Here is a 17,705-nt window from a genome sequence, read left to right as displayed (position 1 = left end):
CGAGTGTTTTGCATGACTATGCAATTTAAATTATTGTTTTAATAGAATTTGTACATTTTATTCACATTGTGACTGGTGTGGCATGAAAGCTGCTGTACACTTTATATCAGGTGAATATATTTCATTCTTTATTGTTAACAGAATAAGAGATTTTTGTTGGGGTATGGTGACCTCAACCGATGAGTCTCTCAACCCCATATTTACGCTGATCAAAGAGGCCACTATGGAACACCCAATCCCCGTTACCCGACAGTCTTTTGATGAATGGATCGTGCCAACCTATGCACCAGCAGATTTTATTATCGTGCGAGGGGAAGGCGCGACACTGTGGGATCAGCAGGGCAAATCTTATATCGATTTTGCTGGTGGTATCGCCGTAAATGCCTTGGGACATGGGCATCCGGCAGTAAAAGCAGCACTGATTGAGCAGGCAGAAAAAGTATGGCACTTGGGTAACGGCTATACCAATGAACCGGTACTGCGCCTGGCAAAACAATTGATTGATGCCACTTTCGCCGAGAAAGTTTTCTTTTGTAACTCTGGGGCTGAAGCCAATGAAGCGGCACTGAAACTGGCCCGTAAATATGCGTTGAATAATTTCGGTAATAAGCCAGGGCTTGCCGGCGAAAAGAACCAGATTGTGGCATTCAGGAATGCATTTCATGGCCGGACGCTGTTTACCGTTTCTGCGGGCGGGCAGCCGAAATATTCGCAAGACTTTGCTCCGCTACCGGGGGGGATCAGCCACGGTATTTTCAATGATATCGCCTCAGCGGAGGAACTGATTAATGACCGAACCTGTGCTGTCATTGTGGAACCGATTCAGGGGGAAGGTGGTGTGCTACCCGCTGATAGCGAGTTCTTACATGGCTTGCGAGCTTTGTGTGATCGTCATAACGCATTACTTATTTTTGATGAAGTACAAACCGGGGTTGGCCGTACCGGAGAACTTTATGCCTACATGCATTACGGTGTAACGCCTGATGTGCTGACCAGTGCCAAAGCACTTGGGGGCGGCTTCCCGATTGCGGCAATGTTAACGACGACCAAATATGCCAGCGCACTTAATGTCGGCAGTCATGGTACTACCTACGGCGGTAATCCACTGGCTTGTGCCGTGGCGGGTACTGTTTTGTCTCTTATCAACACACCAGAACTCCTCGCAGGCGTAAAAGAGAGGCATCAGTGGTTCTTGGCTGGATTGGCTGAAATAAACGCCCGCCACAAAGTCTTTTCTGAAATCCGTGGGCGCGGGTTGCTGATTGGCTGTGTGCTTCACAAGGATTATGACGAGAAGGCCAAAGAGATTGTTCAGGCTGCCGCACAGTACGGGCTTATTGCTTTGATTGCGGGTCCGAATGTGGTGCGTTTTGCTCCGTCCCTGATTATTTCTCAACAGGATATTAAAGAGGGCTTAGCCCGGCTTGCCATGGGTATTGAACAGGTTTGTCGACAGGTTAAGTCATAACATTGATGCAGTAAGCAAGGGACCTTGACTATGATGATAGTTCGCCCGGTAGAACGCCGTGATCTGGCCGATATCCTTGAATTGGCAGGTAAAACTGGCGTCGGCATGACTTCACTGCCACAAAATGAAGAACACCTCGCCGCTCGAATTGAGCGCGCGTTAAATACCTGGCAAGGTTCTTTGGCTGCGGGTGAACAGGGCTATCTGTTTGTTCTGGAAGACAGTGAGCGAGAAAAAGTGGTGGGCGTTAGTGCTATTGAGGTGGCTGTTGGTTTGCATGACCCTTGGTATAACTTCCGTGTCGGCACGTTGGTTCATGCATCCAAAACACTCAATGTGTACAAATCGGTACCGACCCTGTTTTTAAGCAATGATCACACTGGGTATAGCGAACTCTGTACCTTGTTTCTCGATCCTGAATACCGTAAAGATAAAAATGGCCCCTTCTTATCAAAAGTACGTTTTCTCTTCATTGCCGCATTCCGCCAGTATTTCTCCCGCAAAGTGATTGCGGAAATGCGTGGCTATACCGATGAACAGGGGCGTTCGCCATTTTGGGAAAATGTGGGGCGGCACTTCTTTGCCATTGAATTTGCTAAAGCTGATTATCTCAGTGGTACTGGGCAGAAAGCGTTTATTGCTGAATTAATGCCAAAACACCCGTTATATGTGGATTTTCTGGCAGAAGAGGCGCGGGCCGTCATCGGGCAGGTCCATCCACATACGGCTCCCGCACGTGCAGTGCTGGAAACCGAAGGCCTGCAATATCAGGGATATGTGGATATCTTTGATGGCGGTCCAACACTGGAGGCCAACACAGATGAAGTGCGGGCGGTGCGCGACAGCAGTAAGCGAATCGTGGTTATTGATGACATCGATATTGACCCGAGTGGCACTGCCTATTTAGTGGCTAATGACAGCTATCAATATTTTCGCTCAATATTGATTACTACTCATCTTTCAGACGAGCTACTGCATTTAACGACTAAAAATGCGGCAGCGCTGGGTGTCGTAGCCGGTGATACGGTTCGGATAGTCAGCCTTTTTGCCCCGGAGATTAAAAAATGACTCACCCAGCACTGTTTATTCAAGGGGAATGGCGCACCGGTAACGGCGCGCATTTCGACAAACTTGACCCCATAGATAGGCAATTATTGTGGCAGGCGCGCGCCGCAGACAGCCATGATGTCGCAATGGCTTGTCGTGCGGCACGGCAGGCTTTCCCTGCTTGGGCGCGTACATCGCTGGAACAGCGGGTCGTGGTGATACAGCGTTTTGCTGCATTACTTGAGCAGTATAAACAGCAACTGGCCTGCACTATCAGTTTGGAAACCAGTAAGCCACTCTGGGAAACACTGACAGAGGTGCAAGCAATGATTGGCAAAGTGGCTATCTCGTTGCAAGCCTATCAAAGCCGAACCGGGAGTAGCCAAACACCGATGGCTGATGGTATGTCCGTGTTACGACACCGTCCCCATGGTGTATTAGCAGTATTTGGCCCTTACAACTTCCCAGGGCATCTCCCTAATGGGCATATCGTTCCTGCATTGCTGGCCGGTAACACGGTGGTATTTAAACCCAGTGAGCTAACACCAAAGACGGCAGAAGAAACCGTCAAATTGTGGCAGCAGGCAGGTATGCCTGACGGGGTATTAAACTTAGTACAAGGTGGGCGTGAAACAGGCGAAGCCCTTGCTGCGCAACATGATATTGATGGTTTGTTGTTTACCGGCAGCGCCCATACCGGTTATCACTTGCATCGCCAACTGGCCGGCCAACCGGAAAAAATCCTGGCACTGGAAATGGGTGGCAATAATGCATTGATTGTTGAGCAGATAGCAGACTGTGATGCGGCAGTAAATCTTGCTATTCAGTCGGCTTTTATCTCAGCCGGTCAACGCTGCACTTGTTCGCGCCGTCTACTGGTTAAATCTGGCGCTGAAGGCGATGCATTTTTACAGCGTTTTGTCGCTATTGCCAAAGCCCTGCGTATCGGGCGCTGGGATATGCAGCCAGCACCCTTTATGGGAGCGGTGATTTCATCACAAGCAGCAGAAAAAATGCTGGCAGCGCAACAACATTTGCTGGATTTAGGTGGCAAGCCATTATTAGCCATGACCCGCCCAGATAGCCAAAGTGCAGTGCTGACGCCGGGGATCATTGATATTACTGGTATCAATGTCCCTGACGAAGAGTATTTCGGCCCACTGGTCAGCGTTATTCGCTATGGCGATTTTACGCAAGCATTACACATTGCTAATCAAACCAGGTTCGGTTTGGCGATAGGTCTGGTTTCTGAGGACCGGCAACAATTTGAACAACTGTTATTGGAAGCCCGAGCCGGTATTGTTAACTGGAACAAACCGTTGACCGGCGCATCAAGTGCTGCACCCTTTGGCGGGGTTGGGGCATCAGGTAATCATCGACCAAGTGCCTTCTATGCTGCCGACTATTGTGCCTGGCCAATGGCATCACTCGAAAGCGAAAGTTTGACGCTACCAGCAACATTGTCACCGGGTATCTCTTTCGATTTGCCCGATAGCCATTGAGCCATGAATGGAGAATACGATGGCAGGATATGAGGTTAATTTTGATGGATTGGTTGGGCTGACACATCACTATGCTGGATTGTCATTTGGTAATGAAGCCTCTACTGCGCATCAAAACAGTATTTCCAACCCTCGCCTGGCTGCGCGGCAGGGGTTGCTGAAAATGAAAGCATTAGCCGATTTAGGTTATAAACAAGGTATTTTGCCACCACAGGAGCGACCAGCCATAGGCGTTTTGCGTCAGTTGGGCTTTAGTGGTTCAGATGAACAAGTATTGAGTGAAGTGGCACGTAAATCTCCACGTCTATTATCTGCGGTAAGTTCCGCATCATCAATGTGGACGGCGAATGCGGCGACGGTCTCACCTTCTGCGGATAGCGCGGATGGGCGAGTGCATTTTACTGTGGCCAATTTAAATAACAAATTTCACCGTGCAATTGAGGCCGAAACCACGTCGGCTTTACTCAAAGGCGTTTTTAATAACCATCGTCACTTTGTTCATCACGATGCACTACCTGCTGTGGAATTGTTTGGTGATGAAGGTGCGGCTAATCATAATCGTCTGGGGGGAGAATATGGCTTGCCAGCGGTTCAGGTCTTTGTTTATGGCCGCAACGCACTGGAAAACGGAGTAAATCCTAGCCGATACCCTGCTCGCCAAACGCGAGAGGCCAGCGAAGCAGTGGCTCGACTGCATCAACTGGCACCAGACCGAACTGTTTTTGTGCAACAGAACCCCGCAGTGATCGACCAAGGGGTTTTTCACAATGATGTCATCGCTGTCAGCAATCAGAATGTGTTATTCCATCATCAGCATGCATTCATTCCTGGCATTCAAGCTATGGATGAGATTCGCCGTAAAATGGGTAGCATTGAACAACAGTTGATCAGTATAGAGGTCCCTGACGCGCAGGTGTCGGTTGCTGATGCAGTATCAAGCTATCTGTTTAACAGCCAGTTATTGAGTAAACCGGATGGTAAAATGTTGTTGGTTATTCCGCAGGAGGCACAAGAAAACCCGTTCGTGTGGCGATATCTGTCGGAATTAATCAATAGCGGTGGTCCGATTGACAGTGTCAAAGTATTCGATTTACGCGAGAGCATGCGTAATGGGGGGGGGCCTGCTTGCTTACGCTTGCGTGTTGCCTTGACCGATACAGAGTTACAAGCTGTTAATAGTCGAGTAATGATGACACCGGCGCTGTTTGTGACGCTGAATAATTGGGTCGACCAACATTATCGTGATCATTTGCAATTTAAAGACTTGGCTGATCCGCAGTTATTACAAGAAGGGCGGCAGGCATTGGATGAATTGACACGGATACTTAATATTGGCTCGGTATATCCGTTCCAGCAGAATTAGAAGGAACGATGATGCTAGATTTCCTGGCGATAACACTCTCGGGCCATCCGCCAGAACAGACTCGTGGCGCGACGCTGAGTATCGAGTGGCAATGGCTCGATGACGGGATACTGATGTTGACACCTTCTGGCAATTACACCCAGTCAGTGGTGTTATCTGCCGGTATCCACGGAAATGAAACGGCCCCGATTGAGATTTTGAATCAATTGGTGTCAGATTTGTTAGTGGGTGAATTAACGCTGGCCGTCCGTTTGTTAGTCATATTTGGCAATCCAGCGGCGATAAGCGCCAGCAAACGTTTCCTCTCAGCAGATATCAACCGTATGTTTGGCGGGCGGCACCGGCGTTATCCTCCCAGTAATGAAACCCGACGGGTTGAAATTATTGAGCAAGCTGTGTCGGCGTTTTTCCGAGCAGAGAGTCAACTGACGCGCCAGCATTACGATTTACACACGGCAATTCGTGAATCTCATCATACTCGATTTGGATTGTTGCCTTATCAAACAACACCCTATAGCGCAGTAATGCTACGGTGGTTACAAGATATTCAACTGGATGCATTAGTGATGCATACCTCGGCAGGGGGGACCTTTGCTCATTTTAGTAGTGAGCACTGCCAGGCCGCAAGTTGTACGCTTGAGTTGGGAAAAGCGCTACCATTTGGCGAAAATCAGTTAGCTGAATTTACGCATATAGTCGGGGGATTACGTTCATTAGTTAGTGGGGAACCATTGCCTGTACAACCCTCAGGAGGAATGGTGTTTTATCGCGTGGTGAAATCACTGCTAAAACAACATCCTGATTTTAAACTGTGGGTTGACAGTGATACGGTTAATTTTACTCGTTTTAAGCAAGGTACACTGCTGGCGGAGCAATCCGGTGAGTATTACCGTGTTAAACATGAAGATGAGTGGATCTTGTTTCCAAACCCTCAGGTAGCCCTTGGATTACGTGCAGGGATTATGTTGGTACGAATGGATAAGAGTGAGATACCAACGGTATAAATAAGGCCGTGTTACCAATACCGCCATAGATAGTTACTTGAGGTAATATCACCACCAGAACTACAACTTAAGCCAAATTTTAAGTGGTATATTGTTTCTAACCTATAGGAAATGAGCTTTTAGCTATGGAAGTTCATTTTTTATGCATTAAATTAAAGTTTTTCTTATTGCGATTTTTATAAAAAATACACTTCCAATGAAAATACCGATAATTAATAACCAAACAAAGTCATACTTTCTATAACCCTATTAACGTCCCTAATGTTTAATTTTTATGTTATTGCACCAAAGGTGACATGACATTACTCTCTATTTGTACTTTAAATAGTCATCTAATTACTTTAGATATATAAAAAATCGCATTGGAACTGTGATATTCGATCCATTTCACAAATATGATATCCGAATAGAACAAAAAAGAAACAAACTGAAATGTTTTCGCACCATTTTGGTGCTTATGCACTATTTTGGTTATATCTAATTACCTAAAAATAAATATAATCAATCAGTTACGGAAAGTTCCATTAAACACATTTTGTTACAATTGATTACCTGTTTATACCTATGTTTCTACAAGTTTACCGTTTTAACTTTTTGTGCTTAATGCTAATGTCTCTTCGCTTTACAAGACAGGTAACTATAAAAAATTAAAAACTAACTTTTATGAGGCTGAAAATTTAATTCAGCCCGATGGGTTTGTTTTATTAAAATTTAAAGGAAAATTAATGATGAAGCGCAGTTTACTGGCCTTGGCGGTCACCTTGAGTATCGTTCCTACTCTTTCAAATGCAGCAGAGATTTATAATAAAGACGGCAATAAGCTGGATCTTTATGGCCGCGTAGCCGCTAAATATCTTTTCTCAAACCATAATAACGCTGACGATACCTATGTGCGTTTCGGTTTTAAGGGTGAGACACAGATTAATAGCCAATTGACCGGTTTCGGCCAGTGGGAATATAACGTAGCCGCTAAAAATGCAGAATCACAGGGCGACAAAGGCAATAAAACCCGCTTGGGTTTTGCTGGTCTAAAATTTGCTGAGTTTGGCTCTTTCGATTACGGCCGTAACTATGGTGTAGTTTATGATGCGCTGGCCTATACCGATATGCTGCCAGAGTTCGGTGGCGACTCAATCGCTTATACCGACAACTACATGACAGGTCGTTCTACTGGTTTGGCAACTTACCGTAACTCTGACTTCTTCGGCCTGGTTAAAGGTTTGAATGTTGCAGCTCAGTATCAAGGTCGTAATGACGATGGAGATACCACTAAGAATGAGCGCGCAATCCAGAAGGCTAATGGCGACGGTTTTGGTTTGTCTGTTGATTACCAAGACATCGAAGGCAGCGGTATCGGCTTTGCGGGTGCATACTCTTCTTCCAATCGGACCTTAGGCCAAAAAACATTGGCTGACAGTGCGACAGGGGATAAAGCTCAGGCTTGGGCTACTGCACTGAAATATGATGCAAACCAAGTTTACATCGCAGCAATGTACGGCGAAACGCTGAACATGACGCCATATAAAGCACTGATTGCGAATAAAACCCAGAACGTTGAATTGGTCGCTCAATACCAGTTCGAAAATGGCATTCGCCCGTCCATCGCTTATGTCCAGTCTAAAGGTAAAGAACTGGCAGTTGTTGGCGATGCAGATTTGCTGAAATATGCTGAAATCGGTGTGACTTACTATATTAACAAAAACATGTTTGCCTATGTTGACTACCAGATTAACTTACTGGATGAAGACAACAATCCACTGGGCCTGGGCACTGATGATACTGTTGCAGTTAACTTGACTTACCGTTTCTAAGTTAACTTAGCAGTAATTATTACCCTTTTCTGTGTCGGAAATAGGTGAATTAAAAAGGCGGGATTAACCCCGCCTTTTTTGCATTTATTACCGACTGAAAACTCAGTGAGTGGAATGTTACGTTTCAGCGTTGATAGTGCTGTTCACCCCATGACAACATGATATGAATTAACTGTTCGAGTAACTGCTGCAAATGCGTGGCTCGCTCAGGTCGGTAGTGATAAGGCTCAGTTTCAGACATATAGTTTAACTGGGATAATTCCAGTTGCACGGCGTGTTGCTGATTCTGGGGCAGACCATATGCCCGAGTTATATGACCACCTTTAAAGCGCCCATTCAATATATGGCTGAAGGTGGATTGATGTTGACAACATTCAATTAATTGCTTGCTTAATGATGGGTCACAACTGACACCACTATTGGTACCAAAATTCAAATCGGGTAATTGTCCTTCAAATAATCTCGGAATAACTGATGCAATTGAATGTGCATCTAACAGCAATGCATAGCCAAACTGTGCTTTAAGCCGGTCCAATTCGGATTGAAGTTGCTGATGATAAGGACGCCAGATATGTAACAGGTAAGATTGACGCTCCTGCGGCGACGGTGTTTTGCCTGAGATAAAACAAGGTCGCCCATCGAACAACGTTTCGGGGAATAAGCCAGTTGTTGCTGTGGTATACAGTGGTTGATCGTCCTCTGGGCGATTAAGGTCAACGACTAAGCGAGAGTAATTACCTATTAGTAAGCTGGCCCCCATATTTCGGGCAAAATCATAGAGACGAGGAATATGCCAATCAGTATCTGATAAAGGGCGTGCGGCAGCTGTTAGGCCAGCCTCCACCACGGGGGTTAGTCGGGTGCCGGCATGAGGAATGCTGATTAATAAAGGCAGTTTACCGGAGTGAAAACTTAACGGGTCAGTTAGATTCATGGGCGAACCTCTCCTTGGAAAACGACAGTCGCAGATAATTGGCCACCTAGCCAGTAAGCTAATTCGGCCGGGCGGGATAGTGGCCAATGGACCCAATTTGCCAGTTTGCCAATTTCCAATGTGCCTTGAGTCTCTTGCAGACCAAGTGCCTGAGCGGCATAGCATGTGACACCCGCCAACGCTTCTTCCGGTGTCATACGGAATAAGGTGCAAGCCATATTGAGCATCAAACGCAAAGAGAGTGCAGGGGAGGTTCCTGGGTTGGCATCGCTGGCCAAGGCCATTGGCACACCATACTGGCGAAACAGTTCAATGGGGGGGCATTGTGTTTCACGTAGCAAGTAATAAGCACCTGGTAGCAATACCGCCACAGTACCCGCATGGCACATGGCTTGAACATCTGACTTCGTGGCATATTCAAGATGATCGGCCGACAATGCATTAAATTTTGCTGCAAGAGTACTGCCACCAAGTGCCGACAGTTGCTCGGCATGCAGTTTGACCGGCAAACCGACTTTCTGGGCGGCCAAGAATATGCGCTCGACCTGTGCCGGTGAAAATGCCAAGTGTTCACAAAATGCGTCAACGGCATCGGCCAACCCCTCTTCAGCTACCCGAGGAATGACGGTATTACAAACGAAATCAATGTAGTCGTCTGCTCTGCCGGCAAACTCAGGTGGTAAAGCATGTGCTGCCAAACAGGTTGTTTTAACTGTAATGGGGAGTAATTCACCCAAACGGCGGGCAACCCGCAGCATTTTTATTTCACTTTCAAGACTAAGGCCATAACCGGATTTTATCTCTATGCAAGTCACGCCCTCGGCAAGAAGAGGTTTCAGCCGAAATAAAGCTTGTTCGAGCAATTGTTCTTCACTGGTATTCCGTGTTGCCCTAACCGTCGAGATAATCCCACCACCATTAGCGGCAATCTCTGCATAGCTGACCCCATTAAGGCGTTGCTCAAATTCAGCACTGCGATCACCGCCAAAGACGAGATGTGTATGGCAATCAATTAAACCAGGGGTAATCAGGCCACCTTGAAAGACGATCTCACGTGAGGCATGGAGTGCTGGTAACTCTTTATGTGGCCCAATCCAGACTATTTTACCGCCTGTGACCGCTATTGCTCCTTGCGGTATCAGATGATATTCCCCTCCACACATGGTCACGATATCGGCACCGTACCACAAACTGTCACAGTGAATTACTGACACCATCTCACTCCTTCAAGCTATACCCTTTATACCCGACGCCACAGCGCTATTCACTGATTGAATCACTGGCGTAAGTCAGTGCTCCGAAATTGATTTGTTGCTATAGCGTTAATGATGGCGAGTACACAGCGAAATTAAGTTGTATATACAATCATGGACAACCTAGCGCATAAAGTCACTATCAGCAAGATAGAGATTTAAACAATTGCGTAACACTTCGCAGTTCTCACAGAGAAATAAAATTGATCAGGACGTCACGGTGCCTTGTGGGGTAAAACGACCATAGAGTTGATAGCGTGAGCCTGGATACAGTAATTGCGCCGCAGTGACGACGACTTTTCCATACCAGGTTCTTCGGCGAATCAACAGACAAGGCTCATGCTCATCCAATTGCAGCAGTTGTCGCTCAGTCTGGCTCGGGATCACGGCTTCAACAATATGTTCACCTTCAGTCAGAGGCGCGGCTTGTGTGAGATAGCTGTAAGGAGTTATGTGATTGAAATCCTGCTTCATATAGTCGGGGGCCGTGCTTGGGTTAACACAGCGATTTTCGACTTGAACAGGGAAGTCATTCTCATAATGCACAATTTGCGAGTAGAACAACTGTTGACCGGGCAGGATCCCCAACGCTACCGCTTCTTCAGGGGTTGCCGGGCGAGCTTCTAGTTGCAGAATTTTACTGCTGTGGCGATGACCTCGAGCGGTTATCTCGTCAGCAATGTTATGAACTTCAAGTAAGGCACTGTGCGCTTTTGCTTCAGCAACAAAAGTTCCCACGCCTTGCATACGAATAAGGAAACCTTCATTGGTTAATTCACGTAACGCACGATTGATGGTCATACGGCTGACCCCCAGCTCAGCAACGAGCTCGCTTTCTGAGGGAACGCGTTGATGGGGCTGCCAGACCTCGCTTCTGATCTGGTGGATAATGGCCAACTTAACCCGTTGATAAATTGGCGCAGGAGTATCGTCCATTGCGGCACTTAATTGTAAGACTTTTTGTTGTTCCGCCACGGCGTTAACCTCGTCAAATAAAAAGTTTATATGCTAAGTCTACGGTTGAATTTAGCGTATGTATATGTATATACAAGTGAGTGGTTTAATTAATTGACGCCGCTGCTGCTTAGCGCGTTTGACTCTGAACAAAATATTGGGATATCGCTATGCCAGTTTATTTTACCGAGCGTGCTTTCTTACCGAGTGGATGGGCAGATAACGTACAAATTACTGTTGACGAACAGGGGTATATTCAGCGCATTGTGACCGGCAGCAGTGGTACTGGTTGTCAGGTTTTATCCGGCCCAATAGTACCAGGCATGCCGAATCTTCACTCCCATGCCTTTCAGCGCATGATGTCTGGATTAGCCGAAATCGCCGGTAACCCACAGGATAGCTTCTGGACTTGGCGAGATCTGATGTATCGACTGGTACAGCAATTAACACCGGAAGATGTTGGTGTGATTGCCCGTCAACTGTATATCGAGATGCTGAAAGGTGGCTATACGCAAGTCGCAGAGTTTCATTATTTACACCACGATCCCGACGGTAATCCATACAATTGCCCAGGTGAAATGACCGCTCAACTGAGTCAGGCCGCGCAAGAGGCGGGTATCGGGATGACATTGTTACCCGTATTGTACAGCTACGCGGGGTTTGGTGCTCAGCCTGCTCAGCAGGGGCAGCGCCGTTTTATTCAGAGCACCGATAGCTATCTCAAACAGCAGCAGGTTATTAGTAAACAATTGGTTAATCAGCCATTACAAAACCAAGGTTTATGTTTTCATTCTTTGCGCGCCGTAGAACTCAGCCAAATGCAGGAGATCCTACAAGCTTCGGATAATCAATTACCGGTACATATTCATATTGCTGAGCAGCAAAAGGAGGTCAACGACTGTCTGGATTGGAGTGGGCAGCGCCCCGTTGCATGGTTGTATAACCATTTGTCAGTCGACAGCCGCTGGTGTCTGATTCATGCGACACATCTTGATAAATCCGAGCTTGTTCGTTTGGCAGAAAGTCAGGCTGTGGCAGGATTATGCCCGACTACCGAGGCTAACCTTGGTGATGGTATTTTCCCTGGGGTCGATTATCTGCATTATCAGGGGCGCTGGGGTATCGGCTCAGATAGCCATGTTTCATTGGATGTGGTGGAAGAATTACGTTGGTTAGAATATGGTCAGCGCCTGCGTGATCAACGCCGCAATCGTCTGACGAGTGAGCAATATCCTGCCGTGGCTGATTTGCTTTATAGCCAAGCTTTAGCGGGAGGACGACAGGCTTGTGCCAGCAAAATTAGTCAGTTAACCGAAGGCTACCGCGCTGACTGGTTAGTATTGGATGGCGATGATCCTTATATTGCTGGTACAAAATCGGCATCTTTGTTGAATCGGTGGTTATTTGCGGGGGACAAATCTCAAATTCGCGATGTTTATGTGGCAGGCAAAGCGGTAATAGTGGATAGATATCATCCAATGCAACAGCAATCTGCACAGGATTTTCTGACGGTATTGAAAGCCTGTCAACAGGAGGTCTGATGAGCTTTACCCTTTTTGATTTTGCCAGCTTACCCGTTAGCCGTTGGCGAAATGGCGGCGGCGAAACCCGTGAAATAGCATGTTGGCCCGTTGGTGGAGATGATTTTGCCTGGCGTGCCAGCATTGCTACAATCGAACAGGATGGCCCGTTTTCAATGTTTTCGGATATCGATCGGTCAATTACGCTGCTATCAGGTGAAGGGGTTGAACTATCCAGCCCAGGCTGGGAGGCACATACTCTTTCCAAGCCGTTGCAGCCGTTTGCTTTCCCCGGTGATATCCCTATTCATGCGCGTTTATTAGGGGGGAGTAGTCAAGACTTTAATATTATGACGCGGCGCGGTTGCTGGCAGGCATCGGTATCGTCGGTGAGTTCGGCACAAAAACTCCCTGTTTCCCATAGTGGATTGATCTACGTTGTGAAGGGAAACTGGCTTGTTTGCCATACCGAAACACACCAACTTACTGCTTCGCAAGGCTGTTGGTGGTTGCCTGCAATTAAGGGAGGGCAATTACAGCCTCTTACTGCGGATAGCCATTTGCTATGGGTTGATTTATTTCCTTGGCGGTAAAAGGGAATGTTTTTTGTAATTTTCATTACAAACCAAAGTGATGCAATTCTTTGGGGTTACTTTTTCACATGCAAGACTGCTATAACTGATGCTCACATAGATACTGTGGGCATCACCGCTATACCTGTTACAATTTCCCTCTGCCACACAAACTGCAACTAAGAAGATTTCCTCATTGCCAAGGCATGCGCTTGGTTACTCGATAGTGTTCAAATTACCAGCATTTGTTAGATCCATGTCATAGTTTTGTTATTTGCTCTGCGCAAAACACACATTTCGGTTGTTTGGTGTTAAAAATTTCAATAATCTTAATTATGAAATAAATATTTAAAAAAAGAGGTGATAGATGGAAGAATAGATAATAAAAAACTAACCAATTGTTTTATATTGATTATTTGTGAATTTCAAGCCGGGAATGGGGCGTTTGCATTCACGGAAGTGCATTGAAGTGCCTAAAATAACTATTTTTATCTTCTGCGAGTCATGCAGTTATAAAAAAATATTTTCAATAAGCAGGCGCTGAGATGTTAATGCATTCCACTTTTGAAGGGTATAGTTCATGAAGCTGAAAAAAATCATTATCGCCTCACTCGCTATTTGTCTGTTGCCATTGGGTGCTTATGCTAAAGATCTTAAAATTGGCGTTTCCATGGCTTACTTCGATGATAACTTCCTGACAATATTACGTCAGGCTATGCAAAACAAAATGAAAGAAGAAGGGAATGTCACTGGGCAATTCGAGGATGCAAAAGGGGATATTGCCCAACAAATTCAGCAGGTAGAGAATTTTGTCAGTCAAGGGGTCGATGCCATTATTCTGAATCCGGTAGATACTCAAGGTGTAAAGCCAATGATCAAATTAGCTGAACAGGCGAAGATACCATTGGTTTTTGTGAATCGCCGTCCTGAAATAACGTTACCAGCTGGTATGGCCTATGTGGGATCAGATTCTGAGCTTGCAGGTCGTCTACAGATGGAGGAATTAGCGAAACTGATGGGGGGGAAAGGTAACGTAATGATCCTGATGGGGGAACTCTCGAGTGAGGCTACTCGTGATAGAACTCGGGGAGTAGAGAAAGTTGCAGCTCAGTATCCAGATATTCATATCATTGATAAGCAAACTGCAAAATTTTTCCGCAAAGAAGCGGTAGACGTTACCACTGATTGGGTTTTGTCTGGGCAACAAATAGATGCCATTGCATCAAATAATGATGAAATGGCCATTGGGGCTATTTTAGCCTTAAAACAAGCGAAGAAAAATGGCGTAGTAATTGGTGGCATTGATGGCACACCCGATGCGCTTGAGTTTATTAAGAAAGGCGATTTGAATGTCAGTATTTTCCAAGATGCTAAAGGTCAAGGAGAAGGCGCTGTAGAAACTGCGATTAAATTAGCCTCCGGCCAGAAAGTTGAAAGCAGTGTTATGATTCCTTATCAACTCATCACTAAAGATAATTACCAAGACTTTGCTAATAAAAATAAAAAGTGAAAACAACCTTTTCCCCTGGCTAATAGTTAATTATAAAAACACAGAAATAAGTTAACTTTTCAAGTCAAATTTTTATACATGAAAAATCAAATATTCATTAAATATATTTTAATGGATAGGTGGTGCCGTATTTATTGTTATCACTTTTTTGATAAGTACGGCGCTTACCCACTGAGCGTATTATGATGACCAAGGAGATGATGATATGTATCCTTACATTCTCGAGGCTGAAGGCATCAGTAAGCAATTCCCTGGTGTCAAGGCATTGAATAAAGTGGGCATTAAAATAAAAGCAGGAAGTGTCCATGCATTAATGGGAGAGAATGGCGCAGGAAAATCGACCCTGATGAAATGTTTGATAGGAATATATCATCCTGATGAAGGCTCAATAAAAGTAAAGGGCGAAACGGTTAGCTTCAGTGATACATTAGATGCACTCCATGCTGGTATTGCAATGATTCATCAAGAGCTAAATTTAGTCCCGCATATGACGGTGGCAGAAAATATTTGGTTGGGGCGAGAGCCCGTTCATTATGGTTTTGTTAACCACGATTTGCTCAACAGCAAAACCAAGGATTTATTAAAGCATTTAAATATAAAATTGAAACCAGATATGCTGGTTGGTGAATTGAATATTGCTAGCCAACAAATGGTAGAGATTGCTAAGGCTGTTTCTTATGATGCAGATGTTTTAATAATGGATGAACCGACATCAGCGCTGACCGAAGGTGAGGTTTTTCATCTGTTTGCGATTATTACTGAGTTAAAAGAGCAAGGGAAAGGCATTATCTATATCAGCCATAAAATGGATGAAATATTCGAAATTACTGATGAGGTAAGTGTTTTCCGCGATGGCATGTTTGTTGCCACAGATAAAACGGAAAACCTGACAAAACAATCATTAATCACCATGATGGTCGGTCGTGAACTTACTCATATGTTCCCAAAATTTAATAATAATATTGGTGAAGAAGTTTTGCGAGTTAATGAGTTACGGCGAGATGGGTTATTTCGCAATATCTCATTTTCCGTAAAACGAGGCGAGATATTGGGTGTTGCTGGTTTGGTTGGCGCAGGTCGTAGTGAGGTTATGGAAAGCTTATTTGGTATGCATCCTGCGGACAGTGGTGAAATTTTTATCGATGGTCTGCCAGTCAATATCGACTCCCCATCAAAGGCTATTGAACAAGGATTGGCTTTTCTTACCGAAGACCGAAAGAAGTCAGGGTTATTCTTAGTCTTGTCTGTGGTTGAGAATATGAGCATCGTAAATCTTTCTGAGTACATTAATACAAAAGGTTTTGTCAGTCATGGACAAATGGCTCAAGACTGCATGGAGCAGATTAAAAAATTAAACATCAAAACACCTACGATGGATCAAATAATTAATAATTTAAGTGGCGGTAATCAACAAAAGGTGCTCATAGCACGCTGGTTATTAGCTCAACCCAAAATACTTATTCTGGATGAACCCACTCGAGGTATTGATGTTGGGGCAAAATCAGAAATTTATCGTTTAATTAGTGAACTGGCGAACCGTGGTGTAGCCATTATTTTAGTTTCCTCTGAGCTACCTGAAATTCTTGGTATGAGTGATAGAGTTATGGTCATGCACAGCGGACACATCACTGGAATATTAGACAAACAAGATGCTAGTCAAGAAAAGATAATGGCCCTGGCCTCAGAATAATTACTGGAAGGTAACGATAATGAGTAATGTTAAATTTGCTAAATCATTAACGGTTGAGTCAACAAAAACACATTCATTCATGTCTGGATTTAAAGGGAAATTACCTAAAGATACCGGTATTTTTATTGTCATGATCGGTATTGCATTGATTTTTGAGTTCCTTGGCTGGTTTATTCGCGATCAATCATTTTTATTGAATCCTAATCGGCTATTATTGATCGTTCTGCAAGTGGCTATTATAGGTATCATTGCCGTCGGAGTGACACAAGTTATTATCACTACCGGCATTGATCTCTCATCCGGCTCTTTAATTGCATTAACGGCTGTTGTCGCGGCGAGTCTGGCACAGACATCAGAAAGTATTTCACCTATGTATCCGCACTTATTGGATTTACCCGCGGCTATCCCTATTATTGCAGGCATAGGGGTCGGGATACTGTGTGGATTTATTAATGGTTTCTTGATAACCCGTACAGGTATTCCTCCCTTTATCGCTACATTAGGAATGATGGTTTCTGCCAGAGGACTTGCCCAATATTACACTAAAGGCAATCCGGTAAGTTTTCTCTCCGATGATTTTACCGCGGTTGGGCAAGGTGCTATGCCCGTTATCATTTTTTTGGTTATTGCGGTGATATTCCATATTGCACTGAAACACACCCGTTATGGTAAATACGTCTATGCCATCGGCGGGAATATGATTTCAGCAAAAGTATCAGGCATTAACGTTAATAAATATCTGGTAACGGTTTATACCATTGCCGGGGGATTAGCTGGCTTGGCGGGCGTGGTTTTGGCCGCCCGGGTGAGTAGCGGGCAATCAAGCATGGGCCAATCTTATGAATTGGATGCGATTGCGGCTGCCGTTATTGGTGGTAGCAGCTTGATGGGTGGGGTCGGTCGTATCACCGGTACAGTAATTGGCGCCGTAATCTTAGGACTGATTAAGAGTGGTTTTACTTTTATTGGTGTGGACTCCTACATTCAGGACATTATCAAAGGCATCATTATTGTCAGTGCCGTCGCCATAGATATGCATCGTAACCGCAAGAAGCGCTAACCGCAGTCGGCGCGATT

The 17,705-nt window shown here is 45.2% G+C and carries 14 protein-coding genes; 11 read left to right on the top strand and 3 right to left on the bottom strand.

The features are described 5' to 3' along the window. Positions 1-223 precede the first annotated feature (223 nt). The 6 genes from V1953_RS11370 (at position 224) to V1953_RS11345 (ending at position 8,195) form a co-directional block, all read left to right on the top strand. Positions 224-1,468: an aspartate aminotransferase family protein gene (locus tag V1953_RS11370; RefSeq protein ID WP_102970427.1), complete on the top strand. Its 1,245-nt coding sequence runs from the start codon at positions 224-226 to the stop codon at positions 1,466-1,468. Positions 1,469-1,498: 30 nt separating this feature from the next. Next, on the top strand, positions 1,499-2,536 hold the full coding sequence (astA, locus tag V1953_RS11365; RefSeq protein WP_083159050.1) for an arginine N-succinyltransferase: 1,038 nt from the start codon (positions 1,499-1,501) through the stop codon (positions 2,534-2,536). Next, positions 2,533-4,017 (top strand): succinylglutamate-semialdehyde dehydrogenase, encoded by a 1,485-nt coding sequence (gene astD / locus V1953_RS11360; protein WP_372569107.1) that lies wholly within the window; start codon positions 2,533-2,535, stop codon positions 4,015-4,017. Before astA ends, astD begins: the two co-directional genes overlap by 4 nt. A 19-nt stretch (positions 4,018-4,036) precedes the next feature. Beyond that, positions 4,037-5,380, top strand: a complete 1,344-nt coding sequence (gene astB / locus V1953_RS11355) for an N-succinylarginine dihydrolase (protein WP_442850911.1) — start codon at positions 4,037-4,039, stop codon at positions 5,378-5,380. An 11-nt stretch (positions 5,381-5,391) separates the two neighbouring features. After that, positions 5,392-6,384, top strand: a complete 993-nt coding sequence (astE, locus tag V1953_RS11350; protein ID WP_442851315.1) for a succinylglutamate desuccinylase — start codon at positions 5,392-5,394, stop codon at positions 6,382-6,384. Between the two features lie 725 nt (positions 6,385-7,109). Then, positions 7,110-8,195 (top strand): porin, encoded by a 1,086-nt coding sequence (locus tag V1953_RS11345; protein ID WP_083159048.1) that lies wholly within the window; start codon positions 7,110-7,112, stop codon positions 8,193-8,195. A gap of 124 nt (positions 8,196-8,319) precedes the next feature. On the opposite strand, the gene hutG is transcribed toward V1953_RS11345, so the two are convergent. The 3 genes from hutG to hutC form a co-directional block, all read right to left on the bottom strand. Then, the gene (hutG, locus tag V1953_RS11340) at positions 8,320-9,129 is read right to left on the bottom strand and encodes an N-formylglutamate deformylase (RefSeq protein ID WP_372558863.1); all 810 of its coding nucleotides are present in this window, start codon (positions 9,127-9,129) and stop codon (positions 8,320-8,322) included. Beyond that, the gene (gene hutI, locus V1953_RS11335; protein ID WP_372569110.1) at positions 9,126-10,346 is read right to left on the bottom strand and encodes an imidazolonepropionase; all 1,221 of its coding nucleotides are present in this window, start codon (positions 10,344-10,346) and stop codon (positions 9,126-9,128) included. The genes hutG and hutI overlap by 4 nt, the downstream gene beginning before the upstream one ends. Before the next feature lie 243 nt (positions 10,347-10,589). Continuing rightward, positions 10,590-11,357 (bottom strand): histidine utilization repressor, encoded by a 768-nt coding sequence (gene hutC / locus V1953_RS11330; RefSeq protein WP_083159045.1) that lies wholly within the window; start codon positions 11,355-11,357, stop codon positions 10,590-10,592. Positions 11,358-11,506: 149 nt separating this feature from the next. Between hutC and V1953_RS11325 the strand changes: the two genes are divergently transcribed. From V1953_RS11325 to V1953_RS11305, 5 genes are all read left to right on the top strand, one after another. After that, entirely contained in the window at positions 11,507-12,877 is a 1,371-nt protein-coding gene (locus V1953_RS11325) for a formimidoylglutamate deiminase (RefSeq protein WP_442850910.1), read from the top strand. Next, positions 12,877-13,449 carry a HutD/Ves family protein gene (locus V1953_RS11320; RefSeq protein ID WP_083159043.1) on the top strand — a complete coding sequence of 191 codons (573 nt, stop codon included), beginning with the start codon at positions 12,877-12,879 and terminating at the stop codon, positions 13,447-13,449. The genes V1953_RS11325 and V1953_RS11320 overlap by 1 nt, the downstream gene beginning before the upstream one ends. A gap of 559 nt (positions 13,450-14,008) precedes the next feature. Continuing rightward, on the top strand, positions 14,009-14,938 hold the full coding sequence (locus V1953_RS11315; protein WP_083159042.1) for a sugar ABC transporter substrate-binding protein: 930 nt from the start codon (positions 14,009-14,011) through the stop codon (positions 14,936-14,938). 205 nt (positions 14,939-15,143) lie between these two features. Further along, positions 15,144-16,628 (top strand): sugar ABC transporter ATP-binding protein, encoded by a 1,485-nt coding sequence (locus V1953_RS11310; RefSeq protein ID WP_083159041.1) that lies wholly within the window; start codon positions 15,144-15,146, stop codon positions 16,626-16,628. A gap of 19 nt (positions 16,629-16,647) precedes the next feature. Further along, the gene (locus tag V1953_RS11305; RefSeq protein WP_083159040.1) at positions 16,648-17,688 is read left to right on the top strand and encodes an ABC transporter permease; all 1,041 of its coding nucleotides are present in this window, start codon (positions 16,648-16,650) and stop codon (positions 17,686-17,688) included. Positions 17,689-17,705: the final 17 nt, after the last annotated feature.

The sequence above is a fragment of the Yersinia sp. 2541 StPb PI genome, from assembly GCF_052217145.1.
Taxonomy (GTDB): domain Bacteria; phylum Pseudomonadota; class Gammaproteobacteria; order Enterobacterales; family Enterobacteriaceae; genus Yersinia; species Yersinia enterocolitica_E.
This window is presented reverse-complemented; position numbering and strand designations above follow the sequence as displayed.

What these genes read in the sequence shown, in the direction of transcription:
- V1953_RS11370 (WP_102970427.1), top strand. Translation starts at nt 224, where the DNA reads ATGGAACACCCAATCCCCGTTACCCGACAGTCTTTTGATGAATGGATC.
- astA (WP_083159050.1), top strand. Translation starts at nt 1,499, where the DNA reads ATGATGATAGTTCGCCCGGTAGAACGCCGTGATCTGGCCGATATCCTT.
- astD (WP_372569107.1), top strand. Translation starts at nt 2,533, where the DNA reads ATGACTCACCCAGCACTGTTTATTCAAGGGGAATGGCGCACCGGTAAC.
- astB (WP_442850911.1), top strand. Translation starts at nt 4,037, where the DNA reads ATGGCAGGATATGAGGTTAATTTTGATGGATTGGTTGGGCTGACACAT.
- astE (WP_442851315.1), top strand. Translation starts at nt 5,392, where the DNA reads ATGCTAGATTTCCTGGCGATAACACTCTCGGGCCATCCGCCAGAACAG.
- V1953_RS11345 (WP_083159048.1), top strand. Translation starts at nt 7,110, where the DNA reads ATGATGAAGCGCAGTTTACTGGCCTTGGCGGTCACCTTGAGTATCGTT.
- hutG (WP_372558863.1), bottom strand. Translation starts at nt 9,129, where the DNA reads ATGAATCTAACTGACCCGTTAAGTTTTCACTCCGGTAAACTGCCTTTA.
- hutI (WP_372569110.1), bottom strand. Translation starts at nt 10,346, where the DNA reads ATGGTGTCAGTAATTCACTGTGACAGTTTGTGGTACGGTGCCGATATC.
- V1953_RS11325 (WP_442850910.1), top strand. Translation starts at nt 11,507, where the DNA reads ATGCCAGTTTATTTTACCGAGCGTGCTTTCTTACCGAGTGGATGGGCA.
- V1953_RS11320 (WP_083159043.1), top strand. Translation starts at nt 12,877, where the DNA reads ATGAGCTTTACCCTTTTTGATTTTGCCAGCTTACCCGTTAGCCGTTGG.
- V1953_RS11315 (WP_083159042.1), top strand. Translation starts at nt 14,009, where the DNA reads ATGAAGCTGAAAAAAATCATTATCGCCTCACTCGCTATTTGTCTGTTG.
- V1953_RS11310 (WP_083159041.1), top strand. Translation starts at nt 15,144, where the DNA reads ATGTATCCTTACATTCTCGAGGCTGAAGGCATCAGTAAGCAATTCCCT.
- V1953_RS11305 (WP_083159040.1), top strand. Translation starts at nt 16,648, where the DNA reads ATGAGTAATGTTAAATTTGCTAAATCATTAACGGTTGAGTCAACAAAA.